The 18,206-nt window shown below is 62.1% G+C and carries 11 protein-coding genes and 1 pseudogene; 9 read left to right on the top strand and 3 right to left on the bottom strand.

Features of this window, described 5'->3' with window-relative positions:
* Positions 1–249 precede the first annotated feature (249 nt).
* Both AC3A4H_RS22530 and AC3A4H_RS22525 read right to left on the bottom strand, forming a co-directional pair.
* Positions 250–3,378, bottom strand: coding sequence for an efflux RND transporter permease subunit (locus AC3A4H_RS22530; protein WP_487768721.1), 3,129 nt, complete (start codon positions 3,376–3,378; stop codon positions 250–252).
* 38 nt (positions 3,379–3,416) lie between these two features.
* Positions 3,417–4,547: an efflux RND transporter periplasmic adaptor subunit gene (locus tag AC3A4H_RS22525; protein ID WP_487768706.1), complete on the bottom strand. Its 1,131-nt coding sequence runs from the start codon at positions 4,545–4,547 to the stop codon at positions 3,417–3,419.
* A 521-nt stretch (positions 4,548–5,068) separates the two neighbouring features.
* Here AC3A4H_RS22525 and uidA point away from each other — a divergent pair.
* The 3 genes and pseudogenes from uidA to AC3A4H_RS22510 form a co-directional block, all read left to right on the top strand.
* Entirely contained in the window at positions 5,069–6,931 is a 1,863-nt protein-coding gene (gene uidA / locus AC3A4H_RS22520) for a beta-glucuronidase (protein WP_487768705.1), read from the top strand.
* 91 nt (positions 6,932–7,022) lie between these two features.
* Complete coding sequence (locus tag AC3A4H_RS22515; protein WP_487768704.1) at positions 7,023–9,851, top strand: glycoside hydrolase family 2 TIM barrel-domain containing protein; 2,829 nt, start codon at positions 7,023–7,025, stop codon at positions 9,849–9,851.
* A 187-nt stretch (positions 9,852–10,038) separates the two neighbouring features.
* Positions 10,039–10,302, top strand: a pseudogene (locus AC3A4H_RS22510) (lipocalin-like domain-containing protein); the annotation flags it as partial.
* Positions 10,303–10,353: 51 nt separating this feature from the next.
* On the opposite strand, the gene AC3A4H_RS22505 reads toward AC3A4H_RS22510, so the two are convergent.
* Positions 10,354–11,232, bottom strand: a complete 879-nt coding sequence (locus AC3A4H_RS22505; protein ID WP_487768703.1) for an endonuclease/exonuclease/phosphatase family protein — start codon at positions 11,230–11,232, stop codon at positions 10,354–10,356.
* Positions 11,233–11,420: 188 nt separating this feature from the next.
* Here AC3A4H_RS22505 and AC3A4H_RS22500 point away from each other — a divergent pair, with 188 nt between their 5' ends.
* The 6 genes from AC3A4H_RS22500 (at position 11,421) to AC3A4H_RS22475 (ending at position 18,121) form a co-directional block, all read left to right on the top strand.
* A complete protein-coding gene (locus AC3A4H_RS22500; protein WP_487768702.1) occupies positions 11,421–12,974 on the top strand; it encodes a phospholipase D family protein in 1,554 nt (517 codons plus the stop codon).
* Positions 12,975–13,320: 346 nt separating this feature from the next.
* A complete protein-coding gene (locus tag AC3A4H_RS22495) occupies positions 13,321–14,982 on the top strand; it encodes an MFS transporter (protein ID WP_487768701.1) in 1,662 nt (553 codons plus the stop codon).
* A 254-nt stretch (positions 14,983–15,236) separates the two neighbouring features.
* Positions 15,237–15,380, top strand: coding sequence for a TRIC cation channel family protein (locus AC3A4H_RS22490; RefSeq protein WP_487768700.1), 144 nt, complete (start codon positions 15,237–15,239; stop codon positions 15,378–15,380).
* Positions 15,377–15,892 (top strand): trimeric intracellular cation channel family protein, encoded by a 516-nt coding sequence (locus AC3A4H_RS22485; protein WP_487768699.1) that lies wholly within the window; start codon positions 15,377–15,379, stop codon positions 15,890–15,892. Before AC3A4H_RS22490 ends, AC3A4H_RS22485 begins: the two co-directional genes overlap by 4 nt.
* Positions 15,893–16,139: 247 nt before the next feature.
* Complete coding sequence (locus AC3A4H_RS22480; protein ID WP_487768698.1) at positions 16,140–16,580, top strand: DUF1269 domain-containing protein; 441 nt, start codon at positions 16,140–16,142, stop codon at positions 16,578–16,580.
* Between the two features lie 188 nt (positions 16,581–16,768).
* On the top strand, positions 16,769–18,121 hold the full coding sequence (locus AC3A4H_RS22475) for a PQQ-dependent sugar dehydrogenase (protein ID WP_487768697.1): 1,353 nt from the start codon (positions 16,769–16,771) through the stop codon (positions 18,119–18,121).
* Positions 18,122–18,206 lie beyond the last annotated feature (85 nt).

The raw sequence follows: 18,206 nt of genomic DNA, 5'->3' as shown, positions 1-18,206 counted from the left end.
CCGCCCGTGGCTGCTGGAACCAGCTACAGTCTAACCGGGCCGCTCATCTCCAGCAGGCCCAGCAGCAATTACCACGTGGCAGGCTTTGCGCGAAACGCGAGACCGCACGGTTTTGTAGCGGTCAGCCAGTCAATCACGCGGTCGCCATTCTTGAGAGCAAAGCTCCTCGAGGACGAGCCCGGCCTCGCGCAGTGAGCCCTTGGATCCGCTAGCCGCGGACCACACGGCTACAGGCATGCAATCTTACAATTAAGCGTGTTTGCTCGAATTGCCATCCGCGTTCAATTCCTCAGCTTGCGGCTCACGCCCTGGCGATGCCCACTCCGAAATATGCTGGATGATCGAAAACAGCGAAGGGATGATGAACAGGCCGATCGTCGAGGCCGCCAGCATGCCGCCGACGATCGTCACCCCGACGACTTCGCGAGCCCCCGCACCGGCGCCTTTGGAGAGGGCGAGCGGCAGCACGCCGAAGATGAAGGCGAGCGCGGTCATCAGCACCGCCCGGAAGCGCTGCTCTGCTCCCATCCGAGCCGCCTCGGCGATCGTGTGGCCCTCCTCCCGTCGCTCCTTGGCGAATTCGACGATCAGGATCGCATTTTTTGAGGCAAGCCCGATCAGCAGCACGATGGCGATCTGCGCGTAGAGGCTGTTCTGCAGCCCCATCAGCGCCAGCGCCGCGGTGGCCCCGAGCAGCGCCGCTCCCAGGGAGAGAATGATGGAGATGGGCAGCATCCAGCTCTCGTACTGCGCGACGAGGAACAGGAACGCGAAGAGCAGCGCCATACCGAATACGATCGGCTCCTGGCCGCCGCTTTGCCGTTCTTGGTAAGACAGCCCGGACCAATCGATGCCGTAGCCTTTTGGCAGCTTTTGGGCCGCTATGCGCTCGACCGCATCCATCGCCGCGCCCGAGCTTCCGCCGAGCGCCGCTTGCCCATTGAGCGGAGCCGAGACGGAGAGATTGTAGCGGGAGATCACATATGGGCCGAGCACCGTCGTGGTGGACACGACCGTCCGCAGTGGGACCATCTGGCCGGCATCGTTGCGCACATAAAGATTGAGGATATCGTCGGCATGTCCCCGGTAATCGGCGTCCGCCTGGAGCTTGACTTGGAAGACACGGCCGCCAAGGGTAAAATCGTTGACGTAGCGGGAGCCGAAATTCGCGCCGATCTCGGAAAAGATGTCCGCTACGCTAAGGCCGAGCGCCTCGGCGCGGGTCCTGTCCACGTCGACGAAGATCTGCGGAACGTCGGCGCTGAATGTCGACGTGACGCTACCAATCTCCGGCGCCCGGTTCAATTCGGTCAGCAGGGAGCGCACCACCTGGGCGATCTCTTCGGGAGGCTGCCCCTGCAGGGCCTGTAGCCGTATGTCGAGCCCCCCGACGGCGCCGACGCCCGGAATGGCTGGCGGGGCAAAGACGGCAATGTTGGCACCCGGAATGGTTGAAAAATGCGCGCGCAGCTTGCCCAGGATGCTGCCGATCTGCAGTTGGGGCTCGAGTCGCTCTTCCCAGGGTTTGAGCGCGGCGACGACCATGCCGCCGTTCGGCGTCAGCGTGCTCTGGAGAATGCTGAAACCGGAAACGGCAATGACATTGTCCACGCCATCCGTCTCCTGCAGCGTCTTCTGGACCTGATCCATGATCGCGCGCGTGCGGTTGAGCGAAGCGGCGTCGGGCAGCGAAATGTCCAGGAACAGCGCGCCCTGGTCTTCCTCGGGCAGGAACGTCGCCGGAAGGCTCGTGAACAAAAGCAGGGCGGCGGTGAAACAGGCGGCAAGTGCGGCGACCGGCAGGATCCAGAGCCGCACCAGGAACGCCACGATTCGACCGTACGTATTGCGCGTTGCATCGAGCGCGCGTGCGAACCAACCGAGCGGACCTCTGCGATAGCCCTGCCTGGCAGGCTTCAGCAGCACGACGCTGAGGGCGGGACTGAGGGTGAGGGCGACGAGCGCGGAGACCACGAGCGAGGCCGAGATCGTGACGGCAAATTGCCGGTAGAGTTGGCCATTGATGCCGGGCAGGAAGGCGGTCGGGGTCACCACTGCCAGCAGAACGAACGTCGTGGCAATAATCGGCCCGGTTATCTGCGCCATGGCCTTGCGAGTGGCCGCCGCCGTGTCCAGTTCTGGATGCTCCTCCATGACGTGCTGGACATTCTCGACCACCAGGATGGCGTCGTCGACGACGAGGCCGATCGCCAGCACGAGCGCCAGCAGGGTGATCGTATTGGCCGAGTATCCCGTCACCAGCAGAATGGCCGCAGCGCCCAGCAGCGATACCGGTATCGCCACCGCGGAGATCACCGTGGCGCGCCAGTCCTGCAGAAACAGGTAGGTGATGAGCAGCACGATAAGAAATGCCTCGATCAGGATCTGCACGATCGAAGCGATGCTGGCGCGCACGAACTTGGTCGAATCGTAGACGATTTGATATTGCAGGCCGGGAGGAAACGTCGGCGAAAGGCGCTGAAGTTCCGCCTGGACCGCATTGGCCGTGGTGATCGCGTTCGCGCCCGCCGCCTGGTTGATCTGCATCATTGCCGTCTCGGCGCCGCCTAGCCTCGCGCTGACCGCGTAGCTCTCCGCGCCGAGTTCGAGCCGGGCGACGTCACGCAGCCGCACGATGGCGCCGTCCGCGCCGGTGCGCACGATGATCGCGCCGAACTGCTGTTCATCAGCCAACCGGCCGTGCGCGACCACCGAATATTGGAGCTCCGTGCCCTCGGCAGCTGGTTGCGCGCCCACCTGTCCGAGCGATGCCTGGATGTTCTGGGACTGGATGGCGGCTGAAACGTCGCCGGGCGTAATCCCGAGCGCGGTCATCCGGACGGGATTGAGCCAGACTCGCATCGAGTATTTTGCGCCGCCGACGACCGACGCCTCGCCGACGCCAGGAACGCGCGATATGGCGTCGACGATGCCGGTGTTGACGAAGTTGGTGACCTCCAGCGCGCTCAGTTTCGGATCGGTAGAGTAGAAGCCGAGCGCCATGAGGAAGTCCGGCGAGCGGGCGCGAACCGAAACGCCCTGCTGCGCCACCGCAGACGGCAATTTGGAAATGGCGAGTTGCGCGCGGTTCTGCACGTTCACCTGGGCGGTGTCGGGATTAGTTCCGACCTTGAAGGTGACGGACAGCGAATATTGCCCGGCGTTCGAGCTCGTCGACGACATGTACATCATGTCGTCGACACCGTTGATCGCCGTTTCCAGCGGGCCGCCGACGACATCGGCGATCACCTCGGCGCTCGCGCCCGGATAGGTCGCCGAGACGCTGACGGTCGGCGGGGTGATATTCGGATATTGCTGGACCGGCAGGACGAGAAGCGACAGCGCCCCGGCGATCGAGATCACGATGGAAATCACCATCGCGAACCGCGTGCGGGTGATGAACAAGTCCGAAATCATCAGCCGCCTCCAACAGGCTGGCCCTCGCTGGGCTGCACGGTCATGCCGTCCCGTAGCCGCTGTATGCCCTGCACCACTACCTGCTCGTTGCCGGCGAGGCCCTGGGTCACGGCCCAGCCGTTCCCCACCCGCGCACCCGTGGTGATCCGTTGCTGCGAGACCTTGTTGTCCTTGCCAAGCAGATAGACAAAGCGCCCCTCCCTGTCCTGGAGAACCGCCGTCTGGGGCACGACGGGCAATGACGGAACATGCTTCTCGCGGACAAGAAGCGTGACGAACTGGCCGGGGATCAACACACGGTTTGGATTGGGGAAGATTGCGCGCACCGTGGCGGTGCCGGTCTTGGGATCGACCTCGTTTTCGACATAGTCGATGCGCCCCGCCTGGTCATAATTCGTCCCATTGGCGAGTCTGAGCGCAATTTCGACCGCGTCCGGGTCGAGTTCCACGCCTTTGCTCTCCTGCCGCAGCGTGACCAGAAAGCCCTCAGTCATCGAGAAAGCGACGCGGATCGGATCGAGACTCACGATCCTGGCAAGCGAACCCGCATCGGGTCCGACCAGATTTCCGACCGTAAGAGCAGGGCGTCCGATCACTCCGTCGATTGGCGCGACGATGTGGCTGTAGGAGAGATTGAGTTCCGCTGTCTGCAAGGCCGCCCGGGCGACCTTCACGTCCGCGGCGGCAATGTCGAATGCGGCCTGCGCATCGTCAAGATTGGCCTGCGCAATCGTGTTTCGGCTGAAGAGCTCCTTATTCCGCTGCAGCGTGCGCTCAGCGGATTTGCGAACCGCCTCGGCCCGCGACACCTGGGCCTCTGCGGACATCACGGTCGCTTCCAGCTGGTCCCGCTCAATTTCGAAGAGCAGATCACCCTTCTTGACCGACTGGCCGTTCTTGAAACCCACCTCGCGAAGAAATCCTTGGATGCGAGCGCGGATGTCTACGGCCTCGATCGACTCTATTCGGGCCGTGAACTGATCGGGGTTCCTGACGTCCTGCACCTTGATCCGCTCGACTACGACTGCGGGCGGCGGCTGTTGGTCCTGAGCAAGGGCTCGAGATACGGACGGGCCCGGGGCCGGCAGGGCAAGCATGAAAATCGTAACCAGGCGGACACCGTAGATCATGCTCTCTGCCTCTCGACTGCGAGCTTCTCCTGGATATTTACGGCCGCAATCCCGCCCCGCAGAAACGGCTGGATAGGTCACTGTGCACGGCTGCACTCCGGGGTCGCATCATACGCCTTTGGGGCCGGGATCACACGGGTGCCGGCCGAACAGGCGGGACGGTTTTCGGATACCGCTTCCCTCCCGCCAAGAATCTTTGCTTCCAATCGTGTTGAATGCGGCCTCACAACCCCATAGCAAAGAACCAGTCCCAACGAGGCCGGGATTGCGGCGGCACCGCTCGAATATTTCTCCCGCCTCGGATCATTTGCCCCCGTAAGAAGTTGTACCCACGGCGGCCATCTCGACGCGCGGGTGCCTTGTTGGAACGCGACGGTAACACACGTGCAAACGGGGCGGGAGGAGTTGTCATGCGGGGGCCAATCATCAGCAATGGCGACCCGGGGCCGATGGGTTCCCGCCCCATCTCAATAAGCCGACGAGACCTTTTGTGGGCCTCGGCCCTGGCCGGAACCATGTCGATGGCAGGCGTGCCCCTGGCTGCCCAAGGTCTGTCCAATCCTCCCCAGCCCCAGAATTCGACCTCTCCCGGGCAAGGCCTTCTCTATCCGCAGCGGAACGAGACCCGCGACCTGATCGACCTCTCCGGTCTGTGGCAGTTCCAGATGGACCCGCAGGGGGAAGGCGAGGTGCAGGGCTGGTTCCGAGAGATACCCGCCCCGCGGATGATCCCGGTGCCGTGCAGCTGGAACGACCTCTTCGACGACGCCCACACTTATCTCGGGCTGGCCTGGTACCGAACGGAGGTGTGGGTGCCCACGGGCTGGCGTGGTCGGCGCGTGATCCTACGTGTCGGGTCGGCCACCTATGCCGCCAGGGTTTGGATCAACGGCTTGGTCGTGACGGAGCACCTCGGCGGCAGCCTGCCGTTCTCTGTCGAGATCACGGATCAGCTCGCCTGGGACCGGGCAAACGTCATCGCCATCACGGTCGAGAATGAGCCGCGGCCGGAGCGCGTTCCGCCCGGGCCGCCGCCGGGCGGCGGCGGCGTGCTCGGGGTTGCGGCCGGATTTCCTGGGACGACCTACGATTTCTTTCCCTATGCGGGGCTGCACCGCCAGGTGTGGCTTTGCGCAGTCCCAGCCGTGCACATCGACGATATCACCGCCGTCACGACGATCGAAGGCGGTGACGGCGTTGTCAATCTGAAGGTCGCAACCGTCGGCGGCTATGCAGGCACCGGAAAGGCGCGTCTGGACGACATCGAGGCCAACCTCGAATTCCGGGATGGGACGGCCGAGACAATCCTGCGCGTGCCCACGGCCCGGTTCTGGAGCCCGCAGGACCCGTATCTTTATCCTTTGACGGTCACGCTCACGGACGGGGCGCAGGTCACTGACACCTACACCCTCGACATCGGCATTCGCACCGTCGCGGTCCAAGGCGGCGAACTCCTGCTCAACGGCCAGCCGATCAAGCTCACCGGCTTTGGCAAGCACGAGGATTTCGCGCTCACGGGCCGTGGCCTGAACCTGCCGATGTGGATCCGCGACTACGAGTTGCTGCGCTGGGTCGGCGCCAACTCCTTCCGCACTTCCCACTATCCCTATCCGGAAGAAGTGATGCAGCTGGCCGACCAGCGTGGCGTTCTCGTGATCAACGAGATTCCTGCCGTCGGCTTGAACTTCGCGGATTCGGAGGACCTCACCCAGCAGCGCCTTATGGAAATTCGATCTCAGCTCCATGAGCTGATCGCGCGCGACAAAAACCATCCGAGCACGATCATGTGGTGCGTGGCGAACGAGCCGGTGGCACGCGCGCCTAATGAAGATGCGATTCTGTCGCCGCCGCAGGAGCAGAAGGCCATTGAAGCCGGCAGGCATTTCTTTCGCCGAGTCTATGAAGAGGTATACCGGCTCGATGGGACGCGGCCGGTCACGCTCGTCGGGGTCGGGGGCGGGCCGCGGGAATGGCACGAACCATTCGATGTGATTTGCATCAACCGCTACTATGGGTGGTATGCCCTCGGCGGGCGGCTTGATCAAGCGGCGAAGGTGCTGGCCCGCGAGCTGGACGAGCTGCATCAGGTGTTCGGGAAGCCAATTATCATTACCGAGTTCGGCAGCGATGCCCTGCCTGGCACACACAGCCTACCGCCCGAGATGTGGACAGAGGAATATCAGGTCGAGTTCCTGCGCCGCTACCTGGATGTCGCGGCGCAGCGTCCCTTCATGGCCGGGATGCAGGTCTGGGCCTTTGCCGACTTCAGGACCGTCCAAGGTGTCGGACGCGCAGGGGGAATGAATTTCAAGGGCGTGTTCACCCGCGACCGCCGGCCCAAGATGGCGGCGCATTTCCTGCGCTCCCGCTGGGTTGGGACGTGAGGGAACGGTGGCCTGACCGAGCGGCGCGCTGACGCCCGGCATAGGCCTTGTTCTCCTTACCGCGGCCCTGCAGAACGAAGGGAGAAAGCTCATGCAACGCATTTGGATTGCCGGGTTTCTGCTTCTCTCAATGCTCAGCGGCGTGGCCTTGGCCCAGGATGCACCGGTCAGCGCGGTTCATGACCAGAGCGACGCAGCAGCGGCGGTCAATCCGGACGTTACCGCGACCGAACTGCGAATGACCACGCCTCTGATGCAAAACTGGAAATTCACCTTCGACAACAATCTCACTGACGAAGAGGCACTGGCGTCCAGCGCGGCCAACTGGGAAACCGTAAACCTGCCACATACCTGGGATGCGGAAGCGGCCAGCACCAGCAACTCCTCGCCTTACAAGCGCGGTCTCGGCTGGTATCGGCTCGCGTTCGATACGCCGGCGAAGGGAGCGCGCAAATGGCTCGAATTCGGCGCCGCAAGCCTCGTCGCCGATGTCTGGCTGAACGGACGCAAGCTCGGGCGGCACAAGGGCGGGTTCACACTGTTTCGGTTCGACGTCACGGACACTTTGGTTCCGAACGGCAAAAACGTGCTGCTCGTCAAGGTAGACAATAGCGCGCCGACCTCAGAGGACGATCCGACGGACATTCCTCCGTTGGGAGGCGATTTCGTTTTGTATGGCGGTCTTTACCGCCATGTTTCCCTGGTGTCGACCGCCGACCCCGTGCACTTCGAACTTGGCGATATGGGCGGTCCCGGCGTCTATGCCGCTACCATTTCCATCTCCCGCGACCGTGCCGCCGTCAACGTGCGTGCCAAGCTGAAGAGCGATGCGAAGGCGGACGCCGACTACCGGCTTCGCCTCTCCCTGCTGGATGCCGACGGCCGCGTTGTCCAGGGCGCAGAGAAAAGCGTATCGCTGAATGCGGGCGGCAGGCTCGAGGTCGCCCACGACCTTGTGCTGAGCCGACCTCACCTGTGGCAGGGCGTCGAAGATCCCTATCAGTACAGGCTGGTTGCCGAGCTGCTGACGCAGAACGGCAAAGCCCTCGATAAGGTCGTGCAGGATTTCGGCATCCGCGAGATGCGCTTCGACCCTGAAGAAGGTTTCTTTCTGAACGGCAAGCATATGTCTCTGCACGGGGTCGCCATGCACCAGGAGGTTTACGGCAAAGGCTGGGCCGAGACGACCCACGACATCGATGACAAGCTGGCCCTGGTGAAGGAGATCGGAGCCAACACCATTCGCCTCGCACACTATCCCTATGACCGGTACACGCTCGACAGCCTTGATCGCATGGGGCTGGTCGCCTGGTCGGAACTACCCGTCGGCATCGGCGTCACCACGGATGTCCCCGTCATCATCGGAGAAGCAGGCCGATCGGTGTGCCCCCGCAGTGACGCCTCACGCACATTCCGCGCCAGTGCACGGCAGCAGTTGCAGGAGATGATCCGCCAGCAGTTCAATCACGCTGCCGTGGCCATCTGGGCCCTCGGCAATGAAACCACCTACATGCACAAGGATTGTCTTGAGCCCTGGCATGACAATCTCACGCCAGTGTTTCGCGAATTGCAGGCGGTGGCCAAGGCCGAGGATCTCTATCGGGTTACGGCCTACGCGGATAACGTCACCCAGGCGAAACCTCCGGTGAACGGCAACTACATCGATCTGGGCGGCATCACCGACGTCTGGGCCCGCAACCAGTACCCCCTCTGGTATTCGGGCCCGGTCACGAGGCTCACCACCATACTCGATGCCGTGCGCCTGCGGTATCCCGATCAGCCCGTCGGGATATCCGAATATGGCGCCGGCGCGGCGCTGACCCATCACACAGACAATGTCATGGGCGGGCCGCCCGAGGTCCGAAATCCGGGCGTATCTGTTGTTTATCAGCCGGAGGAATATGCGAGCTTCGTGCACGAGCAGGACTATGCCAAGATCCAGTCCACCAACTACCTCTTTGCCACCTATGTCTGGAACATGTTCGATTTCGCCACCGGTCTCCGCAACGAGGGTGATGTTCAAGACGTCAATACCAAGGGCCTCGTCAGCTTCGACCTGAAGACCAGGAAGGATCCATTCTACTTCTACAAGGCAAACTGGAGTCCCGATCTCGTGACCTACATCACGAGCCGCCGCTATACGAACCGCGCCTACCCGATCGCCGACGTCAAAGTCTACAGCAACGCCGATTCGGTCGAACTTTCCGTCAACGACAGGTCCGCCGGCGCTATGAAGCAAGAGCAGTGCCTGCTGAAGACATGCGTGTTCAAGAATGTCAAATTGGATCCGGGCACCAACAAGGTGGTGGCTGTCGGCCACCGTGGGGGCGACGCCGCCAGAGATGCGGTCGACTGGGCGCTGAACACAAGCAACATCAACATCGCGGCCGGCCAACTGGAGACCGGGTTCATGTCCGGCGAACATCCCGACACGAGTGCCATCAAAACCGCCACCAACCCTGACGTGACGGCGCCCGCCTCGGAATCCGCATCGGGCGAACTCTTCGGCTCCGACAACTTCTTCATTGGCGGCGAAGGCGATTGGCTCGTCTCGAAGGGGCTCGATGCGCCGACGGACACGACCGCTGTCCAGGGGACGGACGATCCGCAGCTGTTCGCGAATTTCCGCCGCGGCAGCTTCAGCTATTTCGTCCCGCTCCATCCCGGGGACTACATGGTCACGCTCGGTTTTCTCGAGCCCGACAAGGCCAAGAATATCGGACAGCGCGTGTTCGACGTCGTCGCGAACGGTGAGACCAAGCTGCAAAACTTCGACGTTCTCCAAGCTGCCAAAGGCAAGTATCGCACGGTCGTCCAAGAATCCTTCGCGACGCAGGTCTCTGCCGGATATCTCAAGCTTGATTTCACTCCGAGCCTGGGCGAAGCCGTCGTGTCGAACATCAGGATCCGGAAGCGATAGCGGAGCGCTCGCCCGCGATACCCTGTGCTCATCTTCATGCCACTCCCAAGGCGCCTCCCGAAGGACGATCGATTAGGGGCTCGCCCCCTCCTATCCCACGGGAAGGGGATCATCATGTATACGCCCGACGGATTTATTTCGGCGCAGCTCATGCAGCCCGGACGTCTAGTTCGCATCCGGCGACTGGTTTGTTGGAAGTGACGAGGAGATCAGGGAAGAAGCGCTTGGCTATATCGCCTACAGCGGCCCATTCCACACAGACCAGGAAAAGCAGACCCTGACGCATTCCATGTTTGTATCGCTATTCCCGAACTGGATTGGACAGACTCAGCCGCGCGTCGTGAAGATCGAGGGCGATATGCTATGCTTGAGTTCGGCAACCCCAATCATGTCAGGAGGCAAGAAAACAATGTCCTATCTCTCCTGGCGGCGGGCAGAGGCCAACGCTTAGCCGGGACGGATTTGAAGGAGCTTGCGCCGTCGGTTATACGTGCCACACCTGTCATCCACTCCGATCCTCAGCGGTAGCCAGTCTATCCATTTTGAAGACCTGATCCTGGTCTCTTGCGGAGAGATCGATGACAGCCTTGAGCGGCAGGTGGTCCGACGCGACACGGGACAGGGGAGTATCGTGCACAGTCACGCTCGAAATTAGAGTTTGCGGACAAGCGAGAACGCGATCGAGGGCCCAGACAGGAAACCGCGCCGGAAAGCTCGGTATCGCTGCATGCAAGGGTCCAAAAGCCGGTGCCAGTCCATGGAGGGCGGAACGGTCGCCGAGCCGCCATTCGTTGAAGTCGCCCATGAGCAGAACCGGTCGTCCATCCTGAGGTTCAGTGGCGGAAAGCAAAGTTGCGACCTGGCGCGCACGCGAGCGGCGCAGCAGCCCCAGATGCGCTGCGATGATCCGCAAAGGTCCCGCAGGCAGATTCAAATCGACCACGACAGCGCCCCGCGGCTCAAGGCCTGGCAGATCAAGCTGGTGTGCAGCCGTGACGATGCCTCGCCGATACAGGACAACGTTGCCATGCCAGCCGTGGCCGCCTTGGGAAACTTCCAATGGGACCGGGATGAGGCCGCATTCACGCTTGAGCGTTTCCATATCGAGAAGACCAGAGCGGTCACCGTATCGCCGATCCGCCTCCTGCAGAGCGATAACGTCGGGGTTGATCTCCTTGATCACCATCACCGTCCGATGCGGGTCAAAACGGCGGTCCCTGCCCACGCCCTTGTGAATATTATAGGAGGCGATGACGACCTTGGATGCATCTACCCTTGCGGGTCTTATGACGTAGGATTTTCGATCCTGGCGGATCGTCGATGCGAGAAGCGGTCCAAACCTGCGGAAAGAAGGATTTTTGTTTCGTTTTGTTCGATGCACTAGGCGATAGTCTCCACGGATTGGCCCCTCGCCGGCGGAGACGAGGGCCCATTTGCCGTCCTGCGATGCTGTCCTGGCTCCGATATAGTGATCGTGGTCCTGCTAACCACGACCGAACGCTTGAACGCTCCGTTTCCCGCAAATAGCCTGTTTCAACATTCGAAGTTTTTTCGACCGGAATTTTGACAATGGGCCTTGTGTGGACCATCGCGATTTGCGCGATTTTGTTTGTGCTCGCGTCGCTGGCCGCGCTTTACTCCTACGGACGCTTCGCCGAGCAGGCTCGCGGCGCGCCCTCAAGGGTGTTGCCGGTTGCGGAGCGCGATACGTTGCTTGACAGGATCGTAGCGCCGAAGCTCAAGCAGCATCCGGGCAAGAGCGGTCTTCTGCTGGTCGCGAGCAATCTTCAGGCATTCGCGATCCGGGCGCTCGCCGCGCGTAGCGCCGAGCGGAGTCTCGATCTGCAATATTACTACTGGAAAGACGACCTGACGGGCGGCCTCTTGGCGCGCGAAGTGATCGCAGCGGCCGATCGCGGCGTTCGGGTGCGAGTGCTTCTCGATGACATCAACACCAAGGGTGACGACTCCGTCTACCTTGCACTCGACAGCCATCCCAATATCGAGATCCGGCTGTTCAACCCCTCCCGCAGCCGGGCCAACGTGCTGCGGCAAGGCTTCGACATGGCACTTCGCGCCATCAGCGCAACGCGGCGCATGCACAATAAGGCGTGGATAGCTGATGGGCGCCTGGCGATTGTCGGCGGGCGCAATATCGGGGACGCCTATTTCGACGCGGCCGAAACCTCGAACTTTCGCGACATGGACCTCACTCTGCTGGGGCCCGTGGTGCAACAGGCCGAATCCGTCTTCGACGACTATTGGAACAGCAGCGCCGTACTTCCCGTCAAATCGCTTTCCGGGAAGCGCAGAGGTGATCTGGAGGGGACGAAGGCGCGTTTGGAAGCACTTTTATCGGGTGGCGCCGCGCAGCCTTACCTGCAGCGCTTGCAGGACACGGACAGCCCCGAATCCCTGCTGAACGGAGATCAGCCCCTTCACTGGACCGCCAATGCCAATATCGTTTCCGACCCGGCAGAAAAGGCCAACAGCGAAGCAAGGGAGAACTGGCTCCTGAACGCAATTTTTCCGGTGTGCAACTCGGCAACGACCGAGTTGCACATCATCTCGCCCTATTTCATTCCGGGAGATCAGGGGGTGGCGGCCCTGCGAAGCTTGGTTGCGGGCGGCACGGTGGTAACCGTGCTGACGAATTCGCTGGCGGCGACCGATGTCGCCGCCGTGCATGGTGCCTATGCACATTATCGCGAACCGCTGCTGTCCGGTGGCATTCATTTGTACGAACTTCGGCCGGAAATCATCCGTGAGGATGTATCCTTGTTCGGATCGAGCGGTGCCAGTCTTCACACCAAGGCCTTCACCGTCGACGGCAAATCGGGCTTCATAGGCTCGTTCAATTTCGATCCACGTTCGATCTCGCTCAATACTGAAATGGGGGTTCTGTTTGACGACCGCGACCTGACAATGGAGGTGAACAGGGTTTTCGTCCGTGAGGTATCGCCGGCGAGCAGCTATCGGCTTCTGCTCGAAAATGGAGAGATCGTCTGGCTGGATGGAGCCGGAGCCAGCGCGAAAAAGCTGAAATCCGAGCCTGAAGCGAGCATCTGGCGGTCCCTCGCCGCCACCACCATTGGCTGGCTGCCGATCGAGTCGCAATTATGAAGCTAGTGCGATCGGCGCGGGTCCAGTGTGGATTGGTCTTGATCCAGGCCTCAGCTCGATGACCCTCGTTGATAAGGCGCCGCTGCCGTATCTGATTTGACGTCCGAACAACTGGCATCCGAACCGCGCAGCCGGGTGCCCGCCAGATCCGAGCGGCTGGCGCCAAGCGGCGAAGCCCTGGAGGATTTTGACGCCGGGCATCGGTATGCATTCCCCGGCCCCATTGCAGGCAGCTTGCATCCGCTTCGCGCTTCTTTGAGAATTCCGCTTCGCCGGTTCGCCTCATGCTCTAGTTATATCGAGGTGCGCAGCCAGCATCGCGTATGCGCCTGTCGCAGGCAGAGGAATGGCCATGCCAGCAAGCGGGCGAAGGCAATCCGGGGATAATGCGGCCAAGTCGTCTATCTCGGTTTTGTCGCCGTTCCGCCACAAGTCCTTTGCAGTGATCTGGCTGGCAACCCTCGTCGCAAACATCGGCAGCTGGATGTATTCCGCCGCCTCCGGCTGGCTGATGACAAGCCTCGCGACATCGCCATTGATGGTCTCGCTGGTTCAGGTCGCATCGACTTTGCCGGTGTTTCTACTTGCTATCCCGGGAGGGGCCCTCGTCGACATCGTCGACAAGCGCAAATACCTGATCGTTGGCGAGATAGCGATTTCTCTGAGCGCCTCGGCATTTGCTGCTGTCATCTGGTTTCATCTGGTCACCTCCTGGAACCTGCTCTTCTTTGCCTTCTTGGTGGCGACCGGCGAGGCCCTCACCGCTCCGGCATGGGAAGCCATCGTCTCGCTCCTCGTCCCCAGGCCAGAGCTTCCGATGGCCGTCGCCGCCAATAGCGTGAGCGTCAACGTCAGCCGCGCGGTTGGGCCCGCACTGGGAGGTGCGCTTTTGGGGGCACTGGGTGTGCCGGCCCCATTTCTGCTGAACGCAGCCAGCAATTTGGGGGTCATCGGGGCCCTCGCCTGGTGGCCCGAGCCCACACGGGCTGCCTCACGACTCCCGGCCGAACATTTTGCGAGTGCTATGATCGTGGGGCTTCGGCATGCGCGCTACAACCGCCCCCTGATCGCTACGTTGATCCGCGCTGCCGGGTTCTTCATTTTCGCCGGCGCCTACTGGGCGCTGCTACCGCTTGTGGCGCGCCAACAGGTTGGTGGCGGGCCGTCCCTTTATGGAGCGTTGTTGGGCGGCATCGGGATGTCGGCTGTGGCCACTGCGGCCTTGCTCCCTCGGCTAAAGGATTGGCTCGGGCCCGACGGACTGGGCCATGCTGGCGCACTGGGCAGTGCGGCGGCAACAGCCCTTTTCGGGCTGGCATCCACGCCCGCGCTCGCAATCGCCGCGAGCGTGGTCGCGGGTGCCACCTGGATCACCGCGGTTTCGAGCTTGAACGTTTCGGCCCAGACGGCGCTTCCCGATTGGGTACGGGGACGCGGCTTGGCCGTCTACATCACCGTTATGGCAGGCGCCCTCAGCCTGGGGAGCGCCATTTGGGGCGAAGTTGGCTCGCGCCTCGGTGTCGCGCCTGCGCTCTTGATCGCGGCGGTGGGCGGCGGCCTCTCGGTTCCGCTGCTGAGGCGGTGGCGCTTGCAGATGGGAAAAGGCATAGATCTCACGCCCGCCATGAGTTGGCCATCGCCGGCGATGGCCAGCGATATCAATCCGGCGCGCGGCCCGGTTATGGTCATCATTGCCTATCATATCGACCCCAAGAACCGCGAGGCCTTCCTTGAGGCGATCGAACGGGCGGGGCGCGAGCGTTACCGCGACGGCGCTTACGCCTGGCAGATTTTCGAGGACCCGAGCGACAACAGTCGTTTCATTGAAACGTTTCTCTCCGACTCCTGGGCGGATCATCTGCGACAACATGAGCGCGTGACCAGGGCTGACCAGGCGCAGGAAGAAGAAGTGCTCCGGTTCCAGGTAGGCGATGGACCACAGATCACCCACCTCGTGGCTGCTAGATCGCGCGCTCGCCACGCGCAGGCCCAAAGATTGCACACGTAAAGTCCAGTGCACGACGGCCAAATGCGGAAGCCGGCCCCCAGCGCGACAAGGGCGGATCAAGGCCCGACGAAGACACCGATCCCGAGGAAGGGCCGACCTCGGGCTAAGCGGACCACAGTTCCGGTGGGAAGAAAGGACCCGCATCGGCCTGGCTGCTGGCGGCATAGGGAAAGAACCCTGGTTGATCGATCCCGCGACGCGTAGAGTAAGCTTTGGTTCTGGTTGAGATCGGCGCCGCGATGACGGGCTTTTTGTTGCTGTTCGACCTGCTCGGCACCTTTGTTTTCGCGCTCAGCGGCGCCAGCGCCGGCGTGAAGAAACGCCTCGACGTGTTCGGGGTTCTTGTCCTGTCCTTCGTTGCACAGGAAATTTCGGCGGCATCTCGCGCGACAACATGATCGGTGCGATCCCGCCGGCGGCGATCAGTGACTGGCACTACCTGGGCGTGTCGTTGTTGGCAGGCATGGCCACCTTCCTTTGGTTCACCAAGGTCCACCGGATACACAACGCTGTGCTCTTGTTCGATGCCGCCGGACTGGCGCTGTTCGCCGTCTCTGGCACACACAAGGCTTTGGCATTCAACCTTCATCCGGTAGCGGCCGCCTTGCTCGGCATGCTCACCGGGATTGGCGGCGGCGTGGCGCGCGATGTGCTGGTCACCGAAATACCGACGGAGCTGCGTGCCGAGCTTTACGCCATCGCCGCCCTGGCCGGCGCCACCGTGGTCGTCGCAGCTCATATGCTGCATCTCCCTTCAGGCGCGGCGGCGATTGCCGGGGCGATGTTGTGCTTCGGACTTCGGCTGGTGGCGATCCAGCGCGGTTGGAATCTCCCTGTCGCCCGACCAGGTGATCGATCCGCAAAGTCAGCCCAAGAAGAAATCGGCGACGACAAGGAGCCCCGGAAGTGACGCAAAACTGGAGCCAGGACGATCTGCAAGCAGCATCAAGCGAGCACGCCACTGGCTGTCCATGATATGTTGGTGTCTACACGCCGACGTGGCAAGCTTGACCGGATTGCTGAACCGTCGCGGCCTTGCTCCAGACAGGATACAAGCGTAACCGCGCTTGCCGCTTGGGTCGCTGTACAACATCTTACGTCGATGGTTGCGATGGTTTCATTTCGGCGATCAGCCAGAGGATGACGGGATAGCTTCGATGAGCACATTCGTCGTTGTAGCCTTTTCGGATGAAACAGGTTCGCGGCAAGGAATACAGGCCCTGAAGGATCTTAGTTCGGAAGGCAGCCTCGTATTGTACGCCGCGGCCACCGTTACCAAGGATGCCGACGGGAAACTGTCGATGCAGGTTGTGTCTGACGATGGATTGGCTGTTGTCGCCGCCAGCGCGCTGATCGGCGGGCTGGCTGGGCTGGGCGTGGGATTGCTGGCGGCAGCCATCATGGCGGCAGGCGGGGCGGTGGCGGGCGCGTCGGCCGCGGCCACCAACCGTGGCGCGGACAAAAAGATCATGGATGACGTCTCACGGAACTTGCGCACAGGCTCAGCGGCCCTCGTCATCGATGTTGATGTCGACGACATGGCCGCTTTTAACAGCCGGATGAAAGCGATAGGAGGGGCCATCTGCCATCAGGAGTGACCCGATGGTTTGAAAGCGCCGCATAAGATTTTGCACGATCGCCGGCTCTCAGGCCCGCAGCGCACACGCTGATCTGGGGCCGGACGCGGGCTTCAACTCTGTGGTCCGATCCGGAACCTTTGCCGACCGCGCTCCGTTTGAGTGTTGGTCCAAGCATACCCGGACCTGTCTTCGGGGAGGAATGACCATTGCGCGCATCGATGTTCCTGCTCAGTCTGCCGCTAGCGTTTGTTTCGCTTGTGCCAGTGCAAGCCAAAGAGGTTCTTACAGGCAAATCCGCCTTTGGCAGCTGGGAGGCCGACGCCCCTGGCGTAGGTCGTCACATCACGCCCACAAACCTGCCACCGCCTACCCTTGCTGGAAACGATCCCGAAGCGCCGGATTTCGAGCACATGGCAAAGGTTGTCGAGGCACCGCAAGGCAAGATGCCGGACGTGCCGGCAGGTTTTACGGTGCAGGTGTTCGCCCGCGGCCTGAACAAGCCCCGTGTCATGCGGGTCGCTCCCAATGGCGACATCTTCCTGGCGGAAAGCGGAAGCGGGCGCGTGCTGGTCTTTCCCGTCGACGCGGCGAAAGATGCGCCGGCCAAGCCTGAGGTCTTTGCCGAAGGCCTGGACAGGCCGTTCGGCATCGCGTTCTACCCGCCAACCGAACCGCGATACGTCTATGTGGGAGCGGCGAACCAGGTCGTTCGGTATCCGTACAAGGCCGGCAATCGCAACGCGACTGCCCCAGCTGAAATCATCATCCCGGATATTCCTACCAAGCGGCACTGGACGCGCGACCTGGCGGTCTCGCCCGACGGCCAACGCCTGTTCGTCTCAATTGGCTCGTCCACCAATGTCGCTCCCGACATGCCGAAGAAGTCACCAGATGAGATCAAGGCTTTCGAGAAGACGCACGGGGTGGGTGCGGCCTGGGGCGACGAGGAGAACCGGGCCGTGGTGCGTGTCTTCGACCCGGAGGGCGAGAAAGTCCGCAATTATGCAACCGGTCTGCGCAATTGCTCCGGCATGACCATTCAGCCCGGCACCAACACCTTGTGGTGCACCGGGAACGAACGCGACCACCTCGGCCCCAACCTGGTACCCGATTTCCTGACAACAGTGCAGGAGCACGGGTTCTATGGCTGGCCTTGGTACTACACCGGCGGCAACGAAGATCCGGCCCACGCCGGCGAGCGCGCGGACCTACAAGACAAGGTCCAGGTGCCTGACGTCTTGCTCCAGGCGCATTCGTCCACACTGCAGCTCGTCTTCTATGACGCGGACGCATTTCCGGACGAATACCGCGGCGACGCCTTCGCCACGATGCATGGCTCCTGGAACCGGGAAAAGAGGACCGGATACAAGGTGATCCGCGCCAGGATGAAAGACGGCAAGCCAACCGGCGTCTATGAGGATTTCATGACCGGGTTCGTGCTGGACGAAGAGACGGTCTGGGGCCGGCCCGCCGGCATAGCCGTCGCGCAGGACGGCGCTCTGCTGGTCAGCGACGATGCGAACGGCACGATCTTCCGGGTCACCGCCGGTAGTCCTTGAACGTTTCCACCTCGTCCTGAACCGAAGCCTGCGCAGGAGCCGGTACATTGCCAGACATGGCGTTCATACCCTTCGCCATTGAGGG

The organism is Pseudaminobacter sp. Soil_N_29 (genome assembly GCF_057656055.1).
This window is presented reverse-complemented; position numbering and strand designations above follow the sequence as displayed.